At 63.8% G+C, this 15,644-nt stretch carries 10 protein-coding genes; 6 read left to right on the top strand and 4 right to left on the bottom strand.

Annotated features, from left to right (window positions below):
* Nucleotides 1–8 precede the first annotated feature (8 nt).
* Nucleotides 9–1,370: a sensor histidine kinase gene (locus BLS48_RS26580; RefSeq protein ID WP_091584369.1), complete on the top strand. Its 1,362-nt coding sequence runs from the start codon at nt 9–11 to the stop codon at nt 1,368–1,370.
* 48 nt (nt 1,371–1,418) lie between these two features.
* Here the strand turns inward: BLS48_RS26580 and BLS48_RS26575 are convergent, their stop codons facing one another.
* Nucleotides 1,419–2,192 carry a DeoR/GlpR family DNA-binding transcription regulator gene (locus BLS48_RS26575; RefSeq protein WP_091584367.1) on the bottom strand — a complete coding sequence of 258 codons (774 nt, stop codon included), beginning with the start codon at nt 2,190–2,192 and terminating at the stop codon, nt 1,419–1,421.
* A gap of 440 nt (nt 2,193–2,632) precedes the next feature.
* Here BLS48_RS26575 and BLS48_RS26570 point away from each other — a divergent pair, with 440 nt between their 5' ends.
* The 4 genes from BLS48_RS26570 to BLS48_RS26555 are packed head-to-tail and all read left to right on the top strand — an operon-like array spanning nt 2,633 to nt 9,291.
* The gene (locus BLS48_RS26570; protein ID WP_091584365.1) at nt 2,633–3,520 is read left to right on the top strand and encodes a phosphotransferase family protein; all 888 of its coding nucleotides are present in this window, start codon (nt 2,633–2,635) and stop codon (nt 3,518–3,520) included.
* A complete protein-coding gene (locus BLS48_RS26565) occupies nt 3,517–5,958 on the top strand; it encodes a GcvT family protein (protein WP_091584363.1) in 2,442 nt (813 codons plus the stop codon). The genes BLS48_RS26570 and BLS48_RS26565 overlap by 4 nt, the downstream gene beginning before the upstream one ends.
* Before the next feature lie 10 nt (nt 5,959–5,968).
* Nucleotides 5,969–8,386, top strand: coding sequence for a GcvT family protein (locus tag BLS48_RS26560; protein ID WP_091584361.1), 2,418 nt, complete (start codon nt 5,969–5,971; stop codon nt 8,384–8,386).
* Nucleotides 8,387–8,415: 29 nt separating this feature from the next.
* The gene (locus tag BLS48_RS26555) at nt 8,416–9,291 is read left to right on the top strand and encodes a phosphotransferase family protein (RefSeq protein WP_091584359.1); all 876 of its coding nucleotides are present in this window, start codon (nt 8,416–8,418) and stop codon (nt 9,289–9,291) included.
* Nucleotides 9,292–9,388: 97 nt separating this feature from the next.
* Here BLS48_RS26555 and BLS48_RS26550 read toward each other — a convergent pair whose 3' ends face one another.
* The gene (locus BLS48_RS26550; RefSeq protein ID WP_091584357.1) at nt 9,389–10,312 is read right to left on the bottom strand and encodes a DMT family transporter; all 924 of its coding nucleotides are present in this window, start codon (nt 10,310–10,312) and stop codon (nt 9,389–9,391) included.
* Nucleotides 10,313–10,419: 107 nt separating this feature from the next.
* A complete protein-coding gene (locus BLS48_RS26545) occupies nt 10,420–11,700 on the bottom strand; it encodes an amidohydrolase family protein (RefSeq protein WP_091584355.1) in 1,281 nt (426 codons plus the stop codon).
* Between the two features lie 153 nt (nt 11,701–11,853).
* On the opposite strand from BLS48_RS26545, the gene BLS48_RS26540 reads away from it, so the two are divergent.
* Nucleotides 11,854–13,608, top strand: a complete 1,755-nt coding sequence (locus tag BLS48_RS26540; protein WP_091584353.1) for an ABC transporter ATP-binding protein — start codon at nt 11,854–11,856, stop codon at nt 13,606–13,608.
* 168 nt (nt 13,609–13,776) lie between these two features.
* Here the strand turns inward: BLS48_RS26540 and ilvD are convergent, their stop codons facing one another.
* Nucleotides 13,777–15,621, bottom strand: a complete 1,845-nt coding sequence (gene ilvD, locus BLS48_RS26535) for a dihydroxy-acid dehydratase (protein ID WP_091584351.1) — start codon at nt 15,619–15,621, stop codon at nt 13,777–13,779.
* Nucleotides 15,622–15,644 lie beyond the last annotated feature (23 nt).

The raw sequence follows: 15,644 nt of genomic DNA, 5'->3' as shown, positions 1-15,644 counted from the left end.
GTCAAGCGATGAGCATCAGCCGCCCGCGTTCGCTGAAATGGAGGCTGGTGCTGCGCATCGCGTTGCTGCAATGCGCGATGCTGACGCTAATCATCGTCGGCATCCTCGGCGCCATGCTGGCCACCGGCCTCATTCCACACGACTATGAAGACGGCACAATGGACGTGCTGGCGGATGCGGTGGCGCGCGATGCAGACGGCAAGCTTGCCCTCAACGAAACACCGGATCTGGCAAAACTGCGGTCTGGTGTCCCTGACCTCTGGTTCATCATTCGTGACAAGCAAGGGCAGCAGTTGCAGGAAGGAACAGTGCCGGCCATCTTCCAGCCTTTCGCCGGCCTGCTGGACACCATCAGCGACGCCCGTATCGACCATGCAATCGGGCAAGCCGCGCCGCCGGAGGCAAAGATCCGCTGGACCGACACTGCCGCCGGCAATGTCCAGATCTTCACTGGCACCAAGGGCGGGCTTTCGCTCCTGCGCCTGCTCGGGCAGGCGCCACAGTTTTTCCTGCAAGGGATATTGCCGCTTGCCGGGCTGATGGCGCTGGCCACGCTGTTCGCGACGCCCTGGGTGGTGCGCGGCGCGCTTTCGGGGCTTGGCCATGCGGCGGCCGAGGCCGAACGCATCGACATCGACCAGCGTGGCGTGCAACTGCCGCTGAAGGACGTGCCGAGGGAGGTGACGCCGCTGGTCAAGGCGGTGAATGCAGCACTTGCGCGCCTCGACAAGGGCTATGAGCGCCACAAGCGTTTCCTGACCGACGCAGCCCATGAACTGCGGACACCGGTCGCCATCCTCAACACCCGCCTCGCCTCGCTGCCGGCGACTCCGGAACGGGCACGGTTGCTGCAGGATGCGGCGCGGCTTTCGACGCTGACCGACCAATTGCTCGACCTTCAGCGCCTCGACCGGCAGGCCGCGCCCTTCGACAAGGTCAACCTGGTGGTGATCGCGCGCGGCGTCATTGTCGACCTCGCGCCGATGGCGTTTTCGGCCGGATACGAGATGTCGTTCGAACCGGAAAGAGAAACAGTCTTCGCCGCCGGCGACCGCACCGCGATCGAACGCGCCGTGACCAATCTCGTCCAGAATGCCATCGAGCATGGCGGCCGTGCCGGCAAGATCACCGTCAGCGTCACCACCCCCGCCGTCATCGAGGTGCGGGATGAAGGTGGCGGCGTGCCACAGAGCGAGCGGGAGCGCGTCTTCGAGCCCTTTTACCGGCTACGCCCGCAGGATCACGGCGCCGGGCTCGGCCTCAACCTGGTGCAGGAAATCATGCAGTTGCACGGCGGGCGAATCGAGATCCTCAACGGCAAGCCGAACGGCGCCTGCTTCAGGATGACTTTTCGCGCTTTGCCCGCATAGGCGCGACGAGCGAGCTGATGCAGCCGCGTAGACACCTCTCGTCTTTGGCTAGAACCCGGCACCGCCGGCAATGCTGAGCCGCGCGCCGGCCTGCGCGAGGGCGGCGGCAATGTCGCGCGGCGGCGACCGATCGGTGGCGAGCTCGGAAAAGCTGTCGAAGCCGCAGACCTGAACCAGACCAAGGCGGCCGAACTTGCTGTGGTCGGTGATGACGAGCGAACGCTGGCCGCGCGACAGCACCATGCGGGCGAACTCAGCCTCTTCCAGATCATAGTCCATGACGCCCATCACCGCATCGACGGCGCCGGTGGAGATGATGGCGTGGCTGACCGAGAAGCGGCTGACGAACTCGATGGCCGAGACCCCGAAGGCGGCGCCGGAATCGCTGCGCAATTCGCCGCCGGCCATATAGACTTTATTGCCATTGATGGTGGCCAGCGTGCGGGCGATGTCCGACGAGTTGGTAACGACCGTCAGGCGCCGGTGGGCGAGCAATTCACGGGCAAGGAACGAGGTCGTCGTGCCGGTGTCGAGCATGATCGATTCACCGTCGCGGATGGTGGCGGCGACCATGCGGGCAATGATGCGCTTGGCGTCGGCATTTTCGCGCATGCGCCGCTCGAACGGCGCTTCGCCGATCATCGACGGCAGGCCGATGGCGCCATGCATCTTGAGGACGGAGCCGTCGCTGGTGAGCGGCTTGACGTCGCGGCGCACAGTCTCGAGCGACACGCCCAACCGGTCGGCCAGACTGGCGATGGTGACGGTTCCCTCTTCCTGCAGGAGCCGCAGGATCTCGCCGTGCCGTTTCGAGTGAGCCATAGGTCGTTTCCGGTCGCATCGTTGCACAATTGCCCGCTTCTAAGGCCAATTTGCCGGACATTACAAGAAATCTCGAAACAGATCGGTCATAAAAGCAGAAAAAGCCACAGAATCCGATTGACATCCGGTATTGCGCGGCGTGACACTTGTCTGGTGACAGGCTCGGACTGCCACGGGAGAACCATGGCAGAGCCTTATCCAAACTTGCATGCCCAAAGGTCTGAAAACTGTCTGGCGCGAGGGCGAAAGAAACTATCGAATCCGCGGGGGCGGATGCCGGCCTCGAAGAGCCCGGCACATGGGACTCGTCGGTGCGGCGCAGGATACCGATCCCGAATGCCGCGCCGACGAGATCTTTGCCAAAATGAGCATCCGTCGAAACGGCACGCCAGCACCGCGGCGCCGCCCTGTCGATGCCGTGTCGGACCAAGGGCCAACCCATGACCGCCGAAGACCGCATCCGCGCCCTGCCCTGCTGGAGCGGCGACATCGAGATCGCACCGCTGCCTGGCGGGTTGAGCAATGCAAACTATCTGGTCAAGGACGCGGCCGGAAAGCATGTCGTGCGCTTCGGCAAGGACTATCCGTTCCACCATGTCTTTCGCGAGCGCGAGGTGATGACCGCGCGGGCGGCTCATGCCGCCGGTTTCGCGCCAGCTGTCCGCCACGCCGAACCGGGCATCATGGTGACGGAGTTCCTTGGCGCGAAGACCTATCAGGCAGAAGATGTGCGCGCCAACTTGGGCCGTGTCGCGGCCCTGATGCGTGGCTTCCACCGGGAGATGCCCAACCATGTTTCCGGCGCCGGCTTCATGTTCTGGGTATTCCATGTCATTCGCGACTATGCACGCACTCTGGAAGAGGGCGGCAGCCGCAAGCGCGGCGAGTTGCCGCGCCTGCTGACGCTGGCTGACGAGCTGGAGCGCGCGCAGAAATTGCTGCCGATCGTCTTCGGCCACAATGATCTGTTGCCGGCCAATATTCTCGACGACGGCAACAGGCTGTGGCTGATCGACTTCGAATATGCCGGCTTCAACACCGCGATGTTCGACCTCGCCGGCGTCGCCTCGAACGCCGGCATGAGCGACGACGAATCCTTCGCCTTTCTGACCGCCTATTTCATGAAGGAACCGGATGAGGCGATCCGCCGCTCGCACGCGGCGATGCAGTGCGCCTCGCTGCTGCGCGAGGCGATGTGGAGCATGGTGTCCGAGCTCTATCTCGACGCGCCCGGCATCGACTACGTCGCCTATACCGAGGAAAACCTGACGCGGCTCGAAGCCGCGCTGGAAAACTACAGAACAAAATACGGGATACAAAAACCATGACATTGCCAACCCATGCTGGCGTCGTCGTCATCGGCGGCGGCATCATCGGCTGTTCGACGGCCTATCATCTGGCGCGCGATCACAAGGCCGATGTCGTGCTGCTGGAGCAGGGCAAGCTGACCTCGGGCTCGACCTGGCACGCCGCGGGCCTCGTCGGGCAATTGCGCTCATCAGCCTCGATCACCCGCGTGCTTAAATATTCCGTCGATCTCTACAAGGGACTGGAGGCCGAAACCGGTCTGGCCACCGGCTGGAAGATGACCGGTTGCCTGCGGCTGGCCACCAACGCCGACCGCTGGACGGAGTACAAGCGGCTGGCGACGACGGCGAAAAGCTTCGGCATGGACATGCAATTGCTGTCGCCGGCGGAGGTCAAGGCAATGTGGCCGCTGCTCGAGACCGGCGATCTTGTCGGCGCCTCCTGGCTGCCGACCGACGGGCAAGCAAGCCCCTCCGACATCACGCAATCGCTGGCCAAGGGGGCGCGCATGCATGGCGCGAAACTGTTCGAGGATGTCCGCGTCACCGGCTTCGAGATGAAGGACGGCCGCATCACCGCGGTCAAGACCAGCAAGGGTGACATCGCCTGCGAAAAGGTGGTCAACTGTGCCGGGCAATGGGCGCGGCAGGTGGGCGCGCTTGCCGGCATCAACGTGCCGCTGCAGCCGGTGAAACACCAGTATATAATCACCGAGAAGATCGACGGGCTGGCGACCGACGCGCCGACCATCCGCGACCCGGACCGGCGCACCTACTTCAAGGAGGAGGTCGGCGGGCTGGTGATGGGCGGCTACGAGCCGAACCCCCAGGCCTGGACGATGGGCGACGTGCCCAATGATTGGGAATTCCGGCTGTTCGACGACGACTACGACCATTTCGAGCAGCATATGACGCAAGCGATCGCGCGCGTGCCGGCGCTCGAAACCGTCGGCGTCAAGCAGATGATCAATGGGCCGGAGAGCTTTACGCCGGACGGCAATTTCATCCTCGGCACGGCCCCCGAATGCGCCAACATGTTCGTCGGCGCCGGCTTCAACGCCTTCGGCATCGCCTCGGGCGGCGGCGCCGGCTGGGTGCTGGCGCAGTGGGTGGTCGATGGCGAGGCGCCACTCGACCTGTGGGTCGTCGACATCCGGCGTTTTTCCAACCTGCACCGCGACCGGCAATGGGTCTGCGACCGCACGCTGGAGGCCTATGGCAAGCATTATACGATCGGCTTCCCGCACGAGGAGTACGCCAGCGGACGACCCCGTATCGTCTCGCCGCTCTACGAGCGGCTGAGACAGCAGCGCGCGGTGTTCGGCTCGAAGCTCGGCTGGGAACGGCCGAACTGGTTCGCACCGGAGGGCATCGAGCCGCAGGACGTCTATTCGATGGGCCGGCAGAACTGGTTCGCGGCAGTCGGCGACGAGCACCGCCATGTGCGCGAGAAGGTCGGCATCTTCGATCAGTCGTCCTTCGCCAAATACGAGCTGACCGGGTCCGACGCGTTGAAGGCGCTGGACTGGATCTGCGCCAACGACGTCAGCAAGCCGGTCGGCCGGCTGACCTACACGCAGCTTCTCAACACGCGCGGCGGCATCGAGGCCGATCTGACCGTAGCGCGGCTGGCCGAGGAGAAATTCTACATCGTCACCGGCACCGGCTTCCGCACGCACGATTTCTCGTGGATCAGCGACCATATCGGCGAAGGGCTCGACGCCACGCTCGCCGATGTCACCGAGGATTTCGGCACGCTGTCGCTGATGGGTCCTCGGGCGCGCGATGTGCTGGCTGATGTGACCGATGCGGATGTGTCGAACGCCGGCTTCCCGTTCGGCCATGTGCGCGAGATTGCCATCGCCGGCCACACCGTGCGGGCGCTGCGTGTCACCTATGTCGGCGAGCTCGGCTGGGAGCTGCATGTGCCGATCGCGGCCACGGGCGAAGTCTTCGACGCGCTGATGGCGGCCGGGAAGAAGCACGACATCCGCCCCGTCGGCTACCGGGCGCTGGAATCGCTGCGATTGGAAAAGGGTTATCGCGCCTGGGGCTCCGACATCACGCCCAACGACACGCCGCAGGAAGCCGGGCTCGGCTGGGCGGTCAAGTTGCGCAAGAATACGGATTTCGTCGGACGGCGCGCGCTCGAGAAGACCAACGGCACGGCATTGAAGAAACGCTTTGCCGGCTTCACGGTCGACGATCCGGAGATCGTGCTGCTCGGCCGCGAGACGATCCTGCGCAATGGCGAACCGGTCGGCTACCTCACCAGCGGCGGTTATGGCTACACGGTGGGCAGGAACATCGGCTACGGCTATGTGCGCAATGCCGACGGGGTCAGCGACGATTTTCTCGCCTCGGGCGACTACGAACTGGTTGTGGCGATGGAGCGAACGCCGGCCCAAATCCATCTTGGGCCGCTGTATGATCCGTCGATGAGCAAGATCAAGGCGTAACGGTGCAGCGATGAGTTTCCATGCGGATCGTCACGTCCATATCCTGATCATCGGTGGCGGCGCCATCGGCACCTCGGTGGCCTATCATCTCGCCCGCGACGGCGCCAAGGACGTGTTGCTGGTCGAGAAATCGCTGCTCACCCATGGTTGCACATGGCATGCCGCCGGACTGGTCGGACAGCTCCGGGGCAAACGGAACCTGACGCGACTGATGCAGAATTCGGTCGCCGTCTTCGACCGGCTGGAAGCCGAGACCGGGCAAGCGATATCATGGAAGAAAGTCGGCTCGCTGCGGCTGGCCGGAAGTTCCGCCCGCTGGAGCGAAATCCGCCGGTCGATGACGCAAGCCAAGAGCTTTGGTGTCGAATGTCACTCGCTGTCGGCCGATGAGGCAGCCAAGCACTTCCCCTACATTGTCAAGGAAGGCATCGAGGGCGCCGCCTACATTCCCGGTGACGGCTATATCGATCCCTATTCATTGACCATGGCCTATGCCAAGGGCGCGCGGCAGAATGGCGCCAGAATTGAGGAAGGCGTGACGGTTGAGGAGATCGTCATCGAGGGACGGCGCGCGGTCGGCGTCGTCACCAATGGCGGCTCGATCTCCTGCGACATTCTCGTCAACTGCGCCGGGCTGTGGGCAAAGCGCGTCGGCAAGATGGCCGGTGTGCCGCTGGCCGCAGGTGTCGTCGAACACCAGTATTTCCTCACCGAAAAGACGCTGACGCTCGATCCGAACCTGACCACGCTGCGCGACCCCGACCACAATTTCTACCTCAAGCCGGACACTGGCAGTTTTGCCATCGGCGGCTGGGAGGACGGCTCGAAAGGCTGCTGGCGCGGCATGCCGCCGCTCGATTTCGGCCGTGAGCTCTTCCCGCCCAACATGGAGCGACTGGAACTGTTCGCGCTGCCCGCGGCGGAGCGGCTGCCAGTGCTCAATGAGATCGGTATCCAGACTGTCATCAACGGGCCTATCCCGGTGTCCTTCGACGGCGAGCCGATCATGGGGCTGGCGCCGGAACTCGACAATTTCTTCGTCGCCTGCGGATTTACCGCCGGTATCGCGGCATCCGGCGGCGCCGGGCTGGCATTGTCCAACATGATCCTTCATGGCGATGCCGGCATGGATTTGTGGCCCTTCGACGTGCGCCGCTTCGGCGCGGTGCAGGCGCACGGCCGCTATCTTGAAGCGCGCGCCATCGAGGCCTATGGCGCCTACTACAAGATCCACTGGCCAGCGGAGGAATCCCACGCCGCGCGCGGTCTGCGCCTTTCGCCATTGCATGACACGCTGCGCGACAACGGCGCGGTTTTCGGCTCCAAATTCGGCTGGGAGCGGCCGAACTGGTTCTCTGTCGATGACGGTAAATCGGTCGAGCTGGGCAGCTTCGAAGGCAAGCCCGGCTGGTTCAACGCTGTCGGCGACGAGGTGCGCGCAATCCGCGAGCGCGCCGCCCTGATCGACCAGACCTCGTTCTCCAAGTTCGAGATTACGGGCAGTGGGGCACAGGCAGCACTGCAGCGCATCGCCGCCAACGACCTTTCCGGCGCGCCGGGTAGGGCCGTCTACACCCAACTCTGCAACGAGAAGGGCGGCATCGAAGCTGACGTGACCATCGTTCATACCGGCGAGGATCGCTTCCTGCTGGTCACCGGCTCCGGCTTCGGTGTGCATGACCGGCATTGGATATCGAGGCATCTGCCGGCCGGCGTGTCGCTGCGCGACGTGACCAATCAGTATGCCACAATCAATTTGTGCGGCCCCCGCGCCCGGGACATCCTGCAGTCGGTCAGCGATGATGATGTTTCCAACGACACTCTGCCCTTTCTGGCTGCGCGCGCCATCGAGGTCGGCAACGCCACCGCACTCGCGGTACGTGTCGGCTATGTCGGCGAACTTGGCTACGAGCTCTACGTGCCGGAGGACTATGCCGTGCATGTCTACGAAACACTGCGCGAGGCGGGCGAGCCGCATGGCATTGCCGATGCCGGTTATCGCGCCATCGACGCCTGCCGCATGGAGAAGGGCTATCTCTACTGGTCCGGCGACATCACCCCCGACTACAATCCCTATGAAGCCGGGCTCGGCTTTGCGGTGGCGTTGGACAAGGGTGAGTTCCTCGGTCGCGAGGCGCTGTCGCGGATCAAGGCCGAAGGCGTGACGCGAAAGCTGTGCTCCTTCACCGTCGACGGCTTCGCGCCGTTCCACGGCGGCGAGGCGATCCTGTTCGGCGGCAAGGTCGTCGGTTCGACCTCATCCACTGGCTATGGCTATACGCTCGGCAAGACCATTGCCTTCGGCTACCTTCCGGTGGAGCTGGCGGGCGAGGCCGCGTTCGAGATCGAGGCCTTCGGCAAGGCCTACAGGGCGACGCGAGGGCCGCGCACGCTTTATGATCCAAAGATGGAAAGGTTGCGAGCGTGAGTGACGATCTAGCCCTCGCCCGCCAGGCCATGGCAGCGATCCCGCTGTTCAAGGATTTCGCCGGCAGAGCGGAACGGCTTGGCGGCCTCACAAACCTCGTCTTCGGGGCTGGCGAGTTCTGCCTGCGCATTCCCGGCAAGGGCACCGAGGAGTACATCAACCGCGCCAACGAAGCGGTGGCGGCGCGCGAAGCGGCAAAGGCGGGGGTCAGTCCCGAGGTGCTGCATGTCGATCCCGGCACCGGCGTGATGGTGACGCGCTTCATCGCTGGCGCCGAGACCATGTCGCCGGAGAAATTCAAGGTTCGGTCGGGCAGTCCGGCGCGGGCCGGCGAGGCCTTCCGCAAGCTGCATGCTTCCGAGGCGGTGTTTCCCTTCCGCTTCGAGCTGTTTGCGATGATCGACGACTATCTCAAGGTGCTGGCGACGAAGGATGTCGCCCTGCCCGCCGGTTATCATGACGTGGTGCGTGAGGCCGGGAGCGTGCGGTCGGCGCTCGCCGCCCATTTGCTGCCCCTGGTCGCCTGCCATTGCGACCCGCTGTGCGAGAACTTCCTCGATACGGGGGACAGGATGTGGATCGTCGACTGGGAATATTCGGGCATGAACGACCCGCTGTGGGACCTTGGCGACCTCAGCGTGGAAGGAAAGTTCGACACGGCACAGGACGAAGAGATGATGCGCGCCTATTTCCGTGGCGAGGCGAGGCCAGCGGAGCGCGGCCGCATCGTCATTTACAAGGCGATGTGCGACCTCTTGTGGACGCTGTGGGGACTGATCCAGCTCGCCAACAACAACCCGGTCGACGATTTCCGTGCCTATGCCGACGGGCGGTTTGCCCGCTGCAAGGCACTGATGGAGACGCCGGAGTTTTCACGACACCTTGCCGCGATACGCCGGGGCTAGGGACCAGAAATCTGGACCCTGAAGCGCGGCGCGCTTTAGGTCAATCTTTGTGCATGTCGTTATCCCAAAACCGCGGCGCGCTTTTGGGCGACATGCATCAATTGACACCCTTCGGCACGTTTTCGGGCGGTACCGTGGTCTCGACCACCTTCTGGCGATGGAAGATGAACAGGCCCGCCACCACGACGATGCCCGAGCCGATCAGGATGCGCGGGCCTGGAACGTCGCCGAAGAACACCAGCCCGAACACCACCGCCCACAAGAGCAGCGTGTAATGCAGCGGCGCCAGCGTCGAGGCCGGCGCCAGCTTGAGCGCCCTGGTGATCATCAGATGCGCCCCGCAAGAAACGATGCCGAGAAGCAGCATGGCGCCGAAATCGAGCGCCGACGGTGTCTGCCAGGCGCCGACGGTCAGAACACCCCCGACGACCAGCGTGCCGATGGTCTGCCACGTCACCAGATTGGTGTCGCTGGTGCCGCGCAGCCGCCGGTTGAGGATGATGGCGAAAGCGAAGGCGATGCTGCCCGTCAGCGCGTAGGCGGACGACAGGGAGAACGCCGCCGAGGAGGGCTTGAGGATGATCAGCACACCGCAAAAGCCGAGCAGGATCGCCATCCAGCGGCGCCAGCCGACCTTTTCACCGAGCAAGAGGTGCGAGAGTGCCGCGACATAAATCGGCCCGGCCATGTAGAAGCTCATCACGTCGGCGAGCGGCAGATAGACGACGGCGGCATAGAAGAGCGCTGTGTCCAGCGTGGTCATGACGACGCGCAAGATCTGCAGTTCGAGCCTCTCCATGCGGAACAGCTTGGCCGTGCCCTGATGGGCGATCATCGGCCCAAGCACGAAGAAGGCGCCGATCGAACGGATCAGCACCACCTGGCCGACGGAGAAGCTGGCGACCAGCCATTTGCCCATCGCATCGTTCAGCGCAAACAGGAAGTCGCCCGCCAGCATCAGCAGAATGCCGGCCAGCAACACGTTCCTGATTGTAGAATTCTGCGCCACGGGCTGCGTCATGCCGATCCCGATTCCTCCCTTGCGTAGCCGCGTCGTAGACGGAAGCAGCCGCTTTGACGAGGAGAATTCGGGAAACCGGCGAGACCAGAACCGGAAATCGGCTGGGCCTACGTGGCCTTGTGCCTGCGGTTCACCGCCGCCGGCCTTCCATCGATCGAAAGCCGCGTATCCTGCCTTGTCCGCTCCGCCACCACCTTGCCCCTGGCGATGACGCAAATGCGCTCGGCGCGCAGGCGCAAGGCTTCGACGGGATTGCCGGCATCGAGAACGACCAGACTTGCGCGCTTGCCGACCGCGAGACCCAGATGATCGAGCCCCATGATCGATGCGTTGACATTGGTGACCATGTCGAAGCAGCGCGCCATGTCGGCCGGGCTCGACATCTGGGCAACGTGCAGCCCCATGAAGGCGACATCGAGCATGTCGGCCGTGCCCAGCGAATACCAGGGGTCGAGCACGCAATCCTGGCCCCAGCCGACGCGGATGCCTAGCGCCAGCATCTCCTTGACCCGGGTCAGGCCGCGGCGCTTCGGGAAGGTGTCGTGGCGGCCCTGCAGCATGATGTTGATCAGCGGGTTGGGAATCGCCGAAACACCGGCTTCGGCGATCAGCGGCAGCAGCTTCGAAACATAGTAGTTGTCCATCGAATGCATCGAGGTGAGGTGCGATCCGGCTACCCTGCCCTGCAGGCCAAGACGCTGCGTCTCGTAAGCCAACTGCTCGATATGACGCGACAGCGGATCGTCGGTCTCGTCGCAATGCAGGTCGACCATCAGGCCGCGACTGGCCGCGATCTCGCAGAGTTCTGTCACCGAGCGCGTGCCGTCGGCCATGGTACGCTCGAAATGCGGGATGCCGCCGACGATGTCGACGCCCAGGTCGAGCGCGCGGATGGTGTTTTCGCGCGCCGTCGGCGAGCGATAGAAGCCGTCCTGTGGAAAGGCCACCAATTGCAGATCGATGTAAGGGGCGATCGTTTTCTTTACGTCGAGCAGAGCCTCGACCGCCAGCAGCCTGTCGTCGCAGACATCGACATGGGTACGGATGGCGAGCAGGCCCATCGACACCGCCCAGTCGCAATAGGCAAGCGCGCGGTCGCGCACCGCCTCATGCGTCAGGAGCGGTTTCAACTCGCCCCAAAGCGAAATGCCTTCGAGCAGCGTGCCCGACGCATTGATGCGCGGGATGCCGTAGGACAGTGTCGCGTCCATGTGGAAATGCGGATCGACGAAGGGCGGCGAGACCAGATTGCCACGGGCGTCGACCTCGGTCCGCGCGGATCCCTGCAATGTCTGCTCGATCGCCACGATCGTCTCGCCGCTGATGCCGATGTCGGCAATGGCGCCATCAGGCAACGTGCCGCCGCGAACGATAAGGTCGAAATCCATCTGTCGTCATCCCGCTTGAAGAATCACCCGTTCCATCGTGTCGCAAAAGACAGCTTGCCGCAGCCGTTTCTTTGCAGACTCTGCCGACGGTTCCATCTCGCCGCAACTCCCTCTATAAGCCGCCTTCGTCGTCCCGTTTCAAGGATCAGCCGTTTGTTTCGTTTCTTCCGCTCGACGGAGAACCAGCGCCTCGTTGCGAGGTTGGTCAGGGAATCCTTCCGACAGCATATGTTCGGATACGGCGCCGCCATAGTGTCGATGCTGGTGGTGGCCGGCATGACGGGCGCCAGCGCCTGGATCCTGCGCGAAATCACCAATGAATTCGTGATCGACAAAAGGATCGATCGCGTCAACATGATTGCGATGGCGGTTGCCGCGATCTTCATCGTCAAGGGCATCGCCAATTACGTCCAGGCCTATTTCATGAGCCGGGTCGGCAACGCCATCATCGCCGAGCGGCAGCGCAAGATCTACGATCGGATCCTCGCGCAGGGCATCGAATTCTATCATTCCACCTCCTCGTCCGACCTGATCACCCGCATGACCAACAATGCCCAGGCGGCACGCAACGTGCTCGACCTCGTGGTCACGTCCTATGTGCGGGATCTGGTGACCTTGATCGTCCTCGTGCTGGTCATGGTGGTGCAGCAGCCGGCGCTATCGCTGATTTGCTTCGTCGTCGGACCCGTGGCCATCTACAGCGTCAACCGCATCCTGAAGCGTGTCCGCAAGTTCGCTGCAATGGAGTTCCGTTCGGTCGGCCAGATCGTGCAGGTGATGCAGGAAACCGCAATCGGCGTGCGCGTGGTCAAATCCTTCAACCTCGAAGGCTTGATGCGCAAGCGCATGTACAAGGCGGTGTCGGACGTCGAGGATCGGGCCAACAACATCGCTGCGCTGGAAGCGGTGACCAGCCCGGTGATGGAGACGCTGGCCGGGTTGGCGATCGCCGGCGCCGTCGTGGTCAGCGGCTTCCTGGTCCTGCAGGGCGGCCAGTTGCCTGGCAACATCATGGCCTTCATCGCCGCGCTGTTGCTTGCCTATGAACCGGCAAAGCGCCTTGCACGCGTCCGCATAGCGCTGGAAAGCGGTATTGTCGGCGTGCGCATGATGTTCCAGCTCGCCGACGAGCCGCTGACGCTGGCCGAGAAGCCGGATGCAAGACCGCTTCTGGCTGGGCCGGGCGAGATCAGGTTCGACACTGTCAGCTTCGCGTACCAGAACGGCCCGCCGGTGCTGGAGCGGTTCGACCTGACCTTCGCGCCCGGCAAGATGACGGCGCTGGTCGGACCTTCCGGCAGCGGCAAGTCGACGATCTTGAACCTGATCATGCGCATGTACGACCCGCAGAGCGGCAAGGTGATGTTCGACGGCCAGGACATCTCTCACGCGACGCTCGCGTCGCTGCGGGAAAAGATCGCCTATGTCAGCCAGGACACGTTCCTGTTCGCCGGCACGATCATGCATAACATCCGGCTTGGGCGTCAGGACGCGACCGACGCGGAAGTGATCACCGCCGCCAAGGCCGCCAACGCGCATGACTTCATCATGGCGCAGGCGAAGGGCTACGAGACGGATGTCGGGGAGAATGGCGGCCTGCTGTCCGGCGGCCAGCGCCAGCGCATTTCAATCGCGCGCGCCATGCTGCGCAATGCCGAGATCCTGCTTTTGGACGAAGCGACCAGTGCGCTCGACGCCGAATCCGAAGCGCTGTTTCGCGACGCGCTGCAGCAACTGACGGAGGGGCGCACGACAATCGTCATCGCGCATCGCCTGTCGACCGTGCATCAGGCCGACACGATCGTGGTGCTGGAAGCCGGCAAGGTGGTGGAGAGCGGCCCGCACCGGACCTTGCTCAAGCAGGGCGGGCTCTACCAGAAGCTTTATGAGTATCAGCTGATGCCTTAGGGGCAGGGCTTCTTCCTTCTCCCCCTGTGGGAGAAGGTGGCCGAGCGAAGCTCGGCCGGATGAGGGGTGTTCCAGCTTGGCAAAGCCCCACTCCGTCCAGCACCCCTCAACCGTCTTGGCGCTGCGCGCTAATCCACCTTCTCCCACAAGGGGAGAAGGAAAAAGACGCTACTCCGGCACGAACCTGACCGCGCCCTTGGCCGCGCTGGTGGCCATCGCGGCATAGGCGCGCAACGCCGTCGTCACCTTGCGCTTGCGTTTTTCCTCGGGCTTCCAGGCCAACGCGCCCTTGGCCTCCATTGCCGCACGGCGGGCAGCGAGTTCGGTATCATCCACAGCAAGGCGGATGGTGCGGTTGGGGATATCGATCTCGATCGTGTCACCCTCCTGCACCAGCCCGATCGTGCCGCCCTCGGCGGCTTCCGGCGACGCGTGGCCGATCGACAGGCCCGAAGTGCCGCCGGAGAAACGGCCATCGGTGACCAGCGCGCAGGCCTTGCCGAGGCCTTTCGACTTCAGATAGCTGGTCGGATAGAGCATTTCCTGCATGCCAGGGCCGCCGCGCGGACCCTCGTAGCGGATGACCACGACATCGCCGGCCTTGATCTCGTTGGACAGGATCGCCTTGACGCTGGCGTCCTGGCTTTCGAACACGCGGGCCGGGCCGGTGAACTTCAGGATCGATTCGTCGACGCCAGCGGTCTTCACGATGCAGCCGTCGAGCGCCAGATTGCCTTTCAACACGGCGAGGCCGCCGTCTTTCGAGAAAGGTGTTTTCGCCGAGCGGATGACGCCCTTTTCGCGGTCGAGGTCGAGCTCATCCCAGCGGCGATCCTGGCTGAAGGCGACCTGCGTCGGCACGCCGCCGGGAGCGGCGAGGAAGAAATCACGGACGTTCTGGCTGGTCGTGCGGGCAATGTCCCAATGGTCGAGCGCCTCACCCAGCGTTCGCGTATGCACCGTCGGCAGGTCGCGGTTGATCAAGCCGGCATTGTCGAGCTGGCCGAGGATTGCCATGATGCCGCCGGCGCGGTGGACGTCCTCCATGTGCACGTCCGCCTTGGCGGGTGCAACCTTGCACAGCACCGGCACCTTGCGTGACAACGCATCGATATCATCCTGATCGAAGTCGACCTCGCCCTCATGCGCCGCGGCCAGGATGTGCAGCACGGTGTTGGTCGAGCCGCCCATGGCGATGTCGAGCGTCATGGCGTTCTCGAAGGCACCCTTCGAGGCGATGTTGCGCGGCAGCGCCGTCTCGTCATCCTGCTCGTAATAGCGCTGGGCCAGATCGACGATCAGGTGGCCGGCCTCGACGAACAGCCGCTTGCGGTCGGCATGCGTCGCCAGCGTCGAGCCATTGCCGGGCAGCGACAGGCCAAGCGCCTCGGTCAGGCAGTTCATGGAATTGGCGGTGAACATGCCCGAGCAGGAACCACAGGTCGGGCAGGCCGAGCGCTCGATGACCTTGACGTCCTCGTCGGAGATCTTGTCATCGGCGGCCGCGACCATGGCATCGACCAAGTCGAGCGCCTGTGTCTTGCCGGCCAGCACCACCTTGCCGGCTTCCATCGGGCCGCCGGAAACGAAGACGGTCGGGATGTTGAGGCGCAGCGACGCCATCAGCATGCCGGGGGTGATCTTGTCGCAATTGGAGATGCAGACCATGGCGTCGGCGCAGTGGGCGTTGACCATGTATTCGACGGAATCGGCGATCAGCTCGCGCGACGGCAGCGAATAGAGCATGCCGTCATGACCCATGGCGATGCCGTCATCGACGGCGATGGTGTTGAATTCCTTGGCGACGCCGCCGGCCTTTTCGATCTCGCGCGCGACCAGCTGGCCGAGGTCCTTGAGATGGACATGGCCCGGCACGAACTGGGTGAAGGAGTTGACCACGGCGATGATCGGCTTGCCGAAATCGGAATCCTTCATGCCGGTGGCGCGCCAGAGGCCACGGGCGCCGGCCATGTTGCGGCCATGGGTGGTGGTGCGGGAGCGATAGGCGGGCATGAATTTTCCTTAGGTAGCTGGCC

The organism is Mesorhizobium qingshengii (assembly GCF_900103325.1).
In the GTDB taxonomy this organism is placed as follows: domain Bacteria; phylum Pseudomonadota; class Alphaproteobacteria; order Rhizobiales; family Rhizobiaceae; genus Mesorhizobium; species Mesorhizobium qingshengii.
The sequence above is the reverse complement of the archived record's forward strand: the minus strand, read 5'-3'. Positions and strand labels throughout refer to the sequence as shown.

Bases quoted from the DNA above. Each gene is read 5' to 3' on its own strand.
- BLS48_RS26570 (WP_091584365.1), top strand. From the start codon at position 2,633: ATGACCGCCGAAGACCGCATCCGCGCCCTGCCCTGCTGGAGCGGCGAC.
- BLS48_RS26560 (WP_091584361.1), top strand. From the start codon at position 5,969: ATGAGTTTCCATGCGGATCGTCACGTCCATATCCTGATCATCGGTGGC.
- BLS48_RS26545 (WP_091584355.1), bottom strand. From the start codon at position 11,700: ATGGATTTCGACCTTATCGTTCGCGGCGGCACGTTGCCTGATGGCGCC.
- BLS48_RS26580 (WP_091584369.1), top strand. From the start codon at position 9: ATGAGCATCAGCCGCCCGCGTTCGCTGAAATGGAGGCTGGTGCTGCGC.
- ilvD (WP_091584351.1), bottom strand. From the start codon at position 15,621: ATGCCCGCCTATCGCTCCCGCACCACCACCCATGGCCGCAACATGGCC.
- BLS48_RS26555 (WP_091584359.1), top strand. From the start codon at position 8,416: ATGGCAGCGATCCCGCTGTTCAAGGATTTCGCCGGCAGAGCGGAACGG.
- BLS48_RS26575 (WP_091584367.1), bottom strand. From the start codon at position 2,192: ATGGCTCACTCGAAACGGCACGGCGAGATCCTGCGGCTCCTGCAGGAA.
- BLS48_RS26565 (WP_091584363.1), top strand. From the start codon at position 3,517: ATGACATTGCCAACCCATGCTGGCGTCGTCGTCATCGGCGGCGGCATC.
- BLS48_RS26550 (WP_091584357.1), bottom strand. From the start codon at position 10,312: ATGACGCAGCCCGTGGCGCAGAATTCTACAATCAGGAACGTGTTGCTG.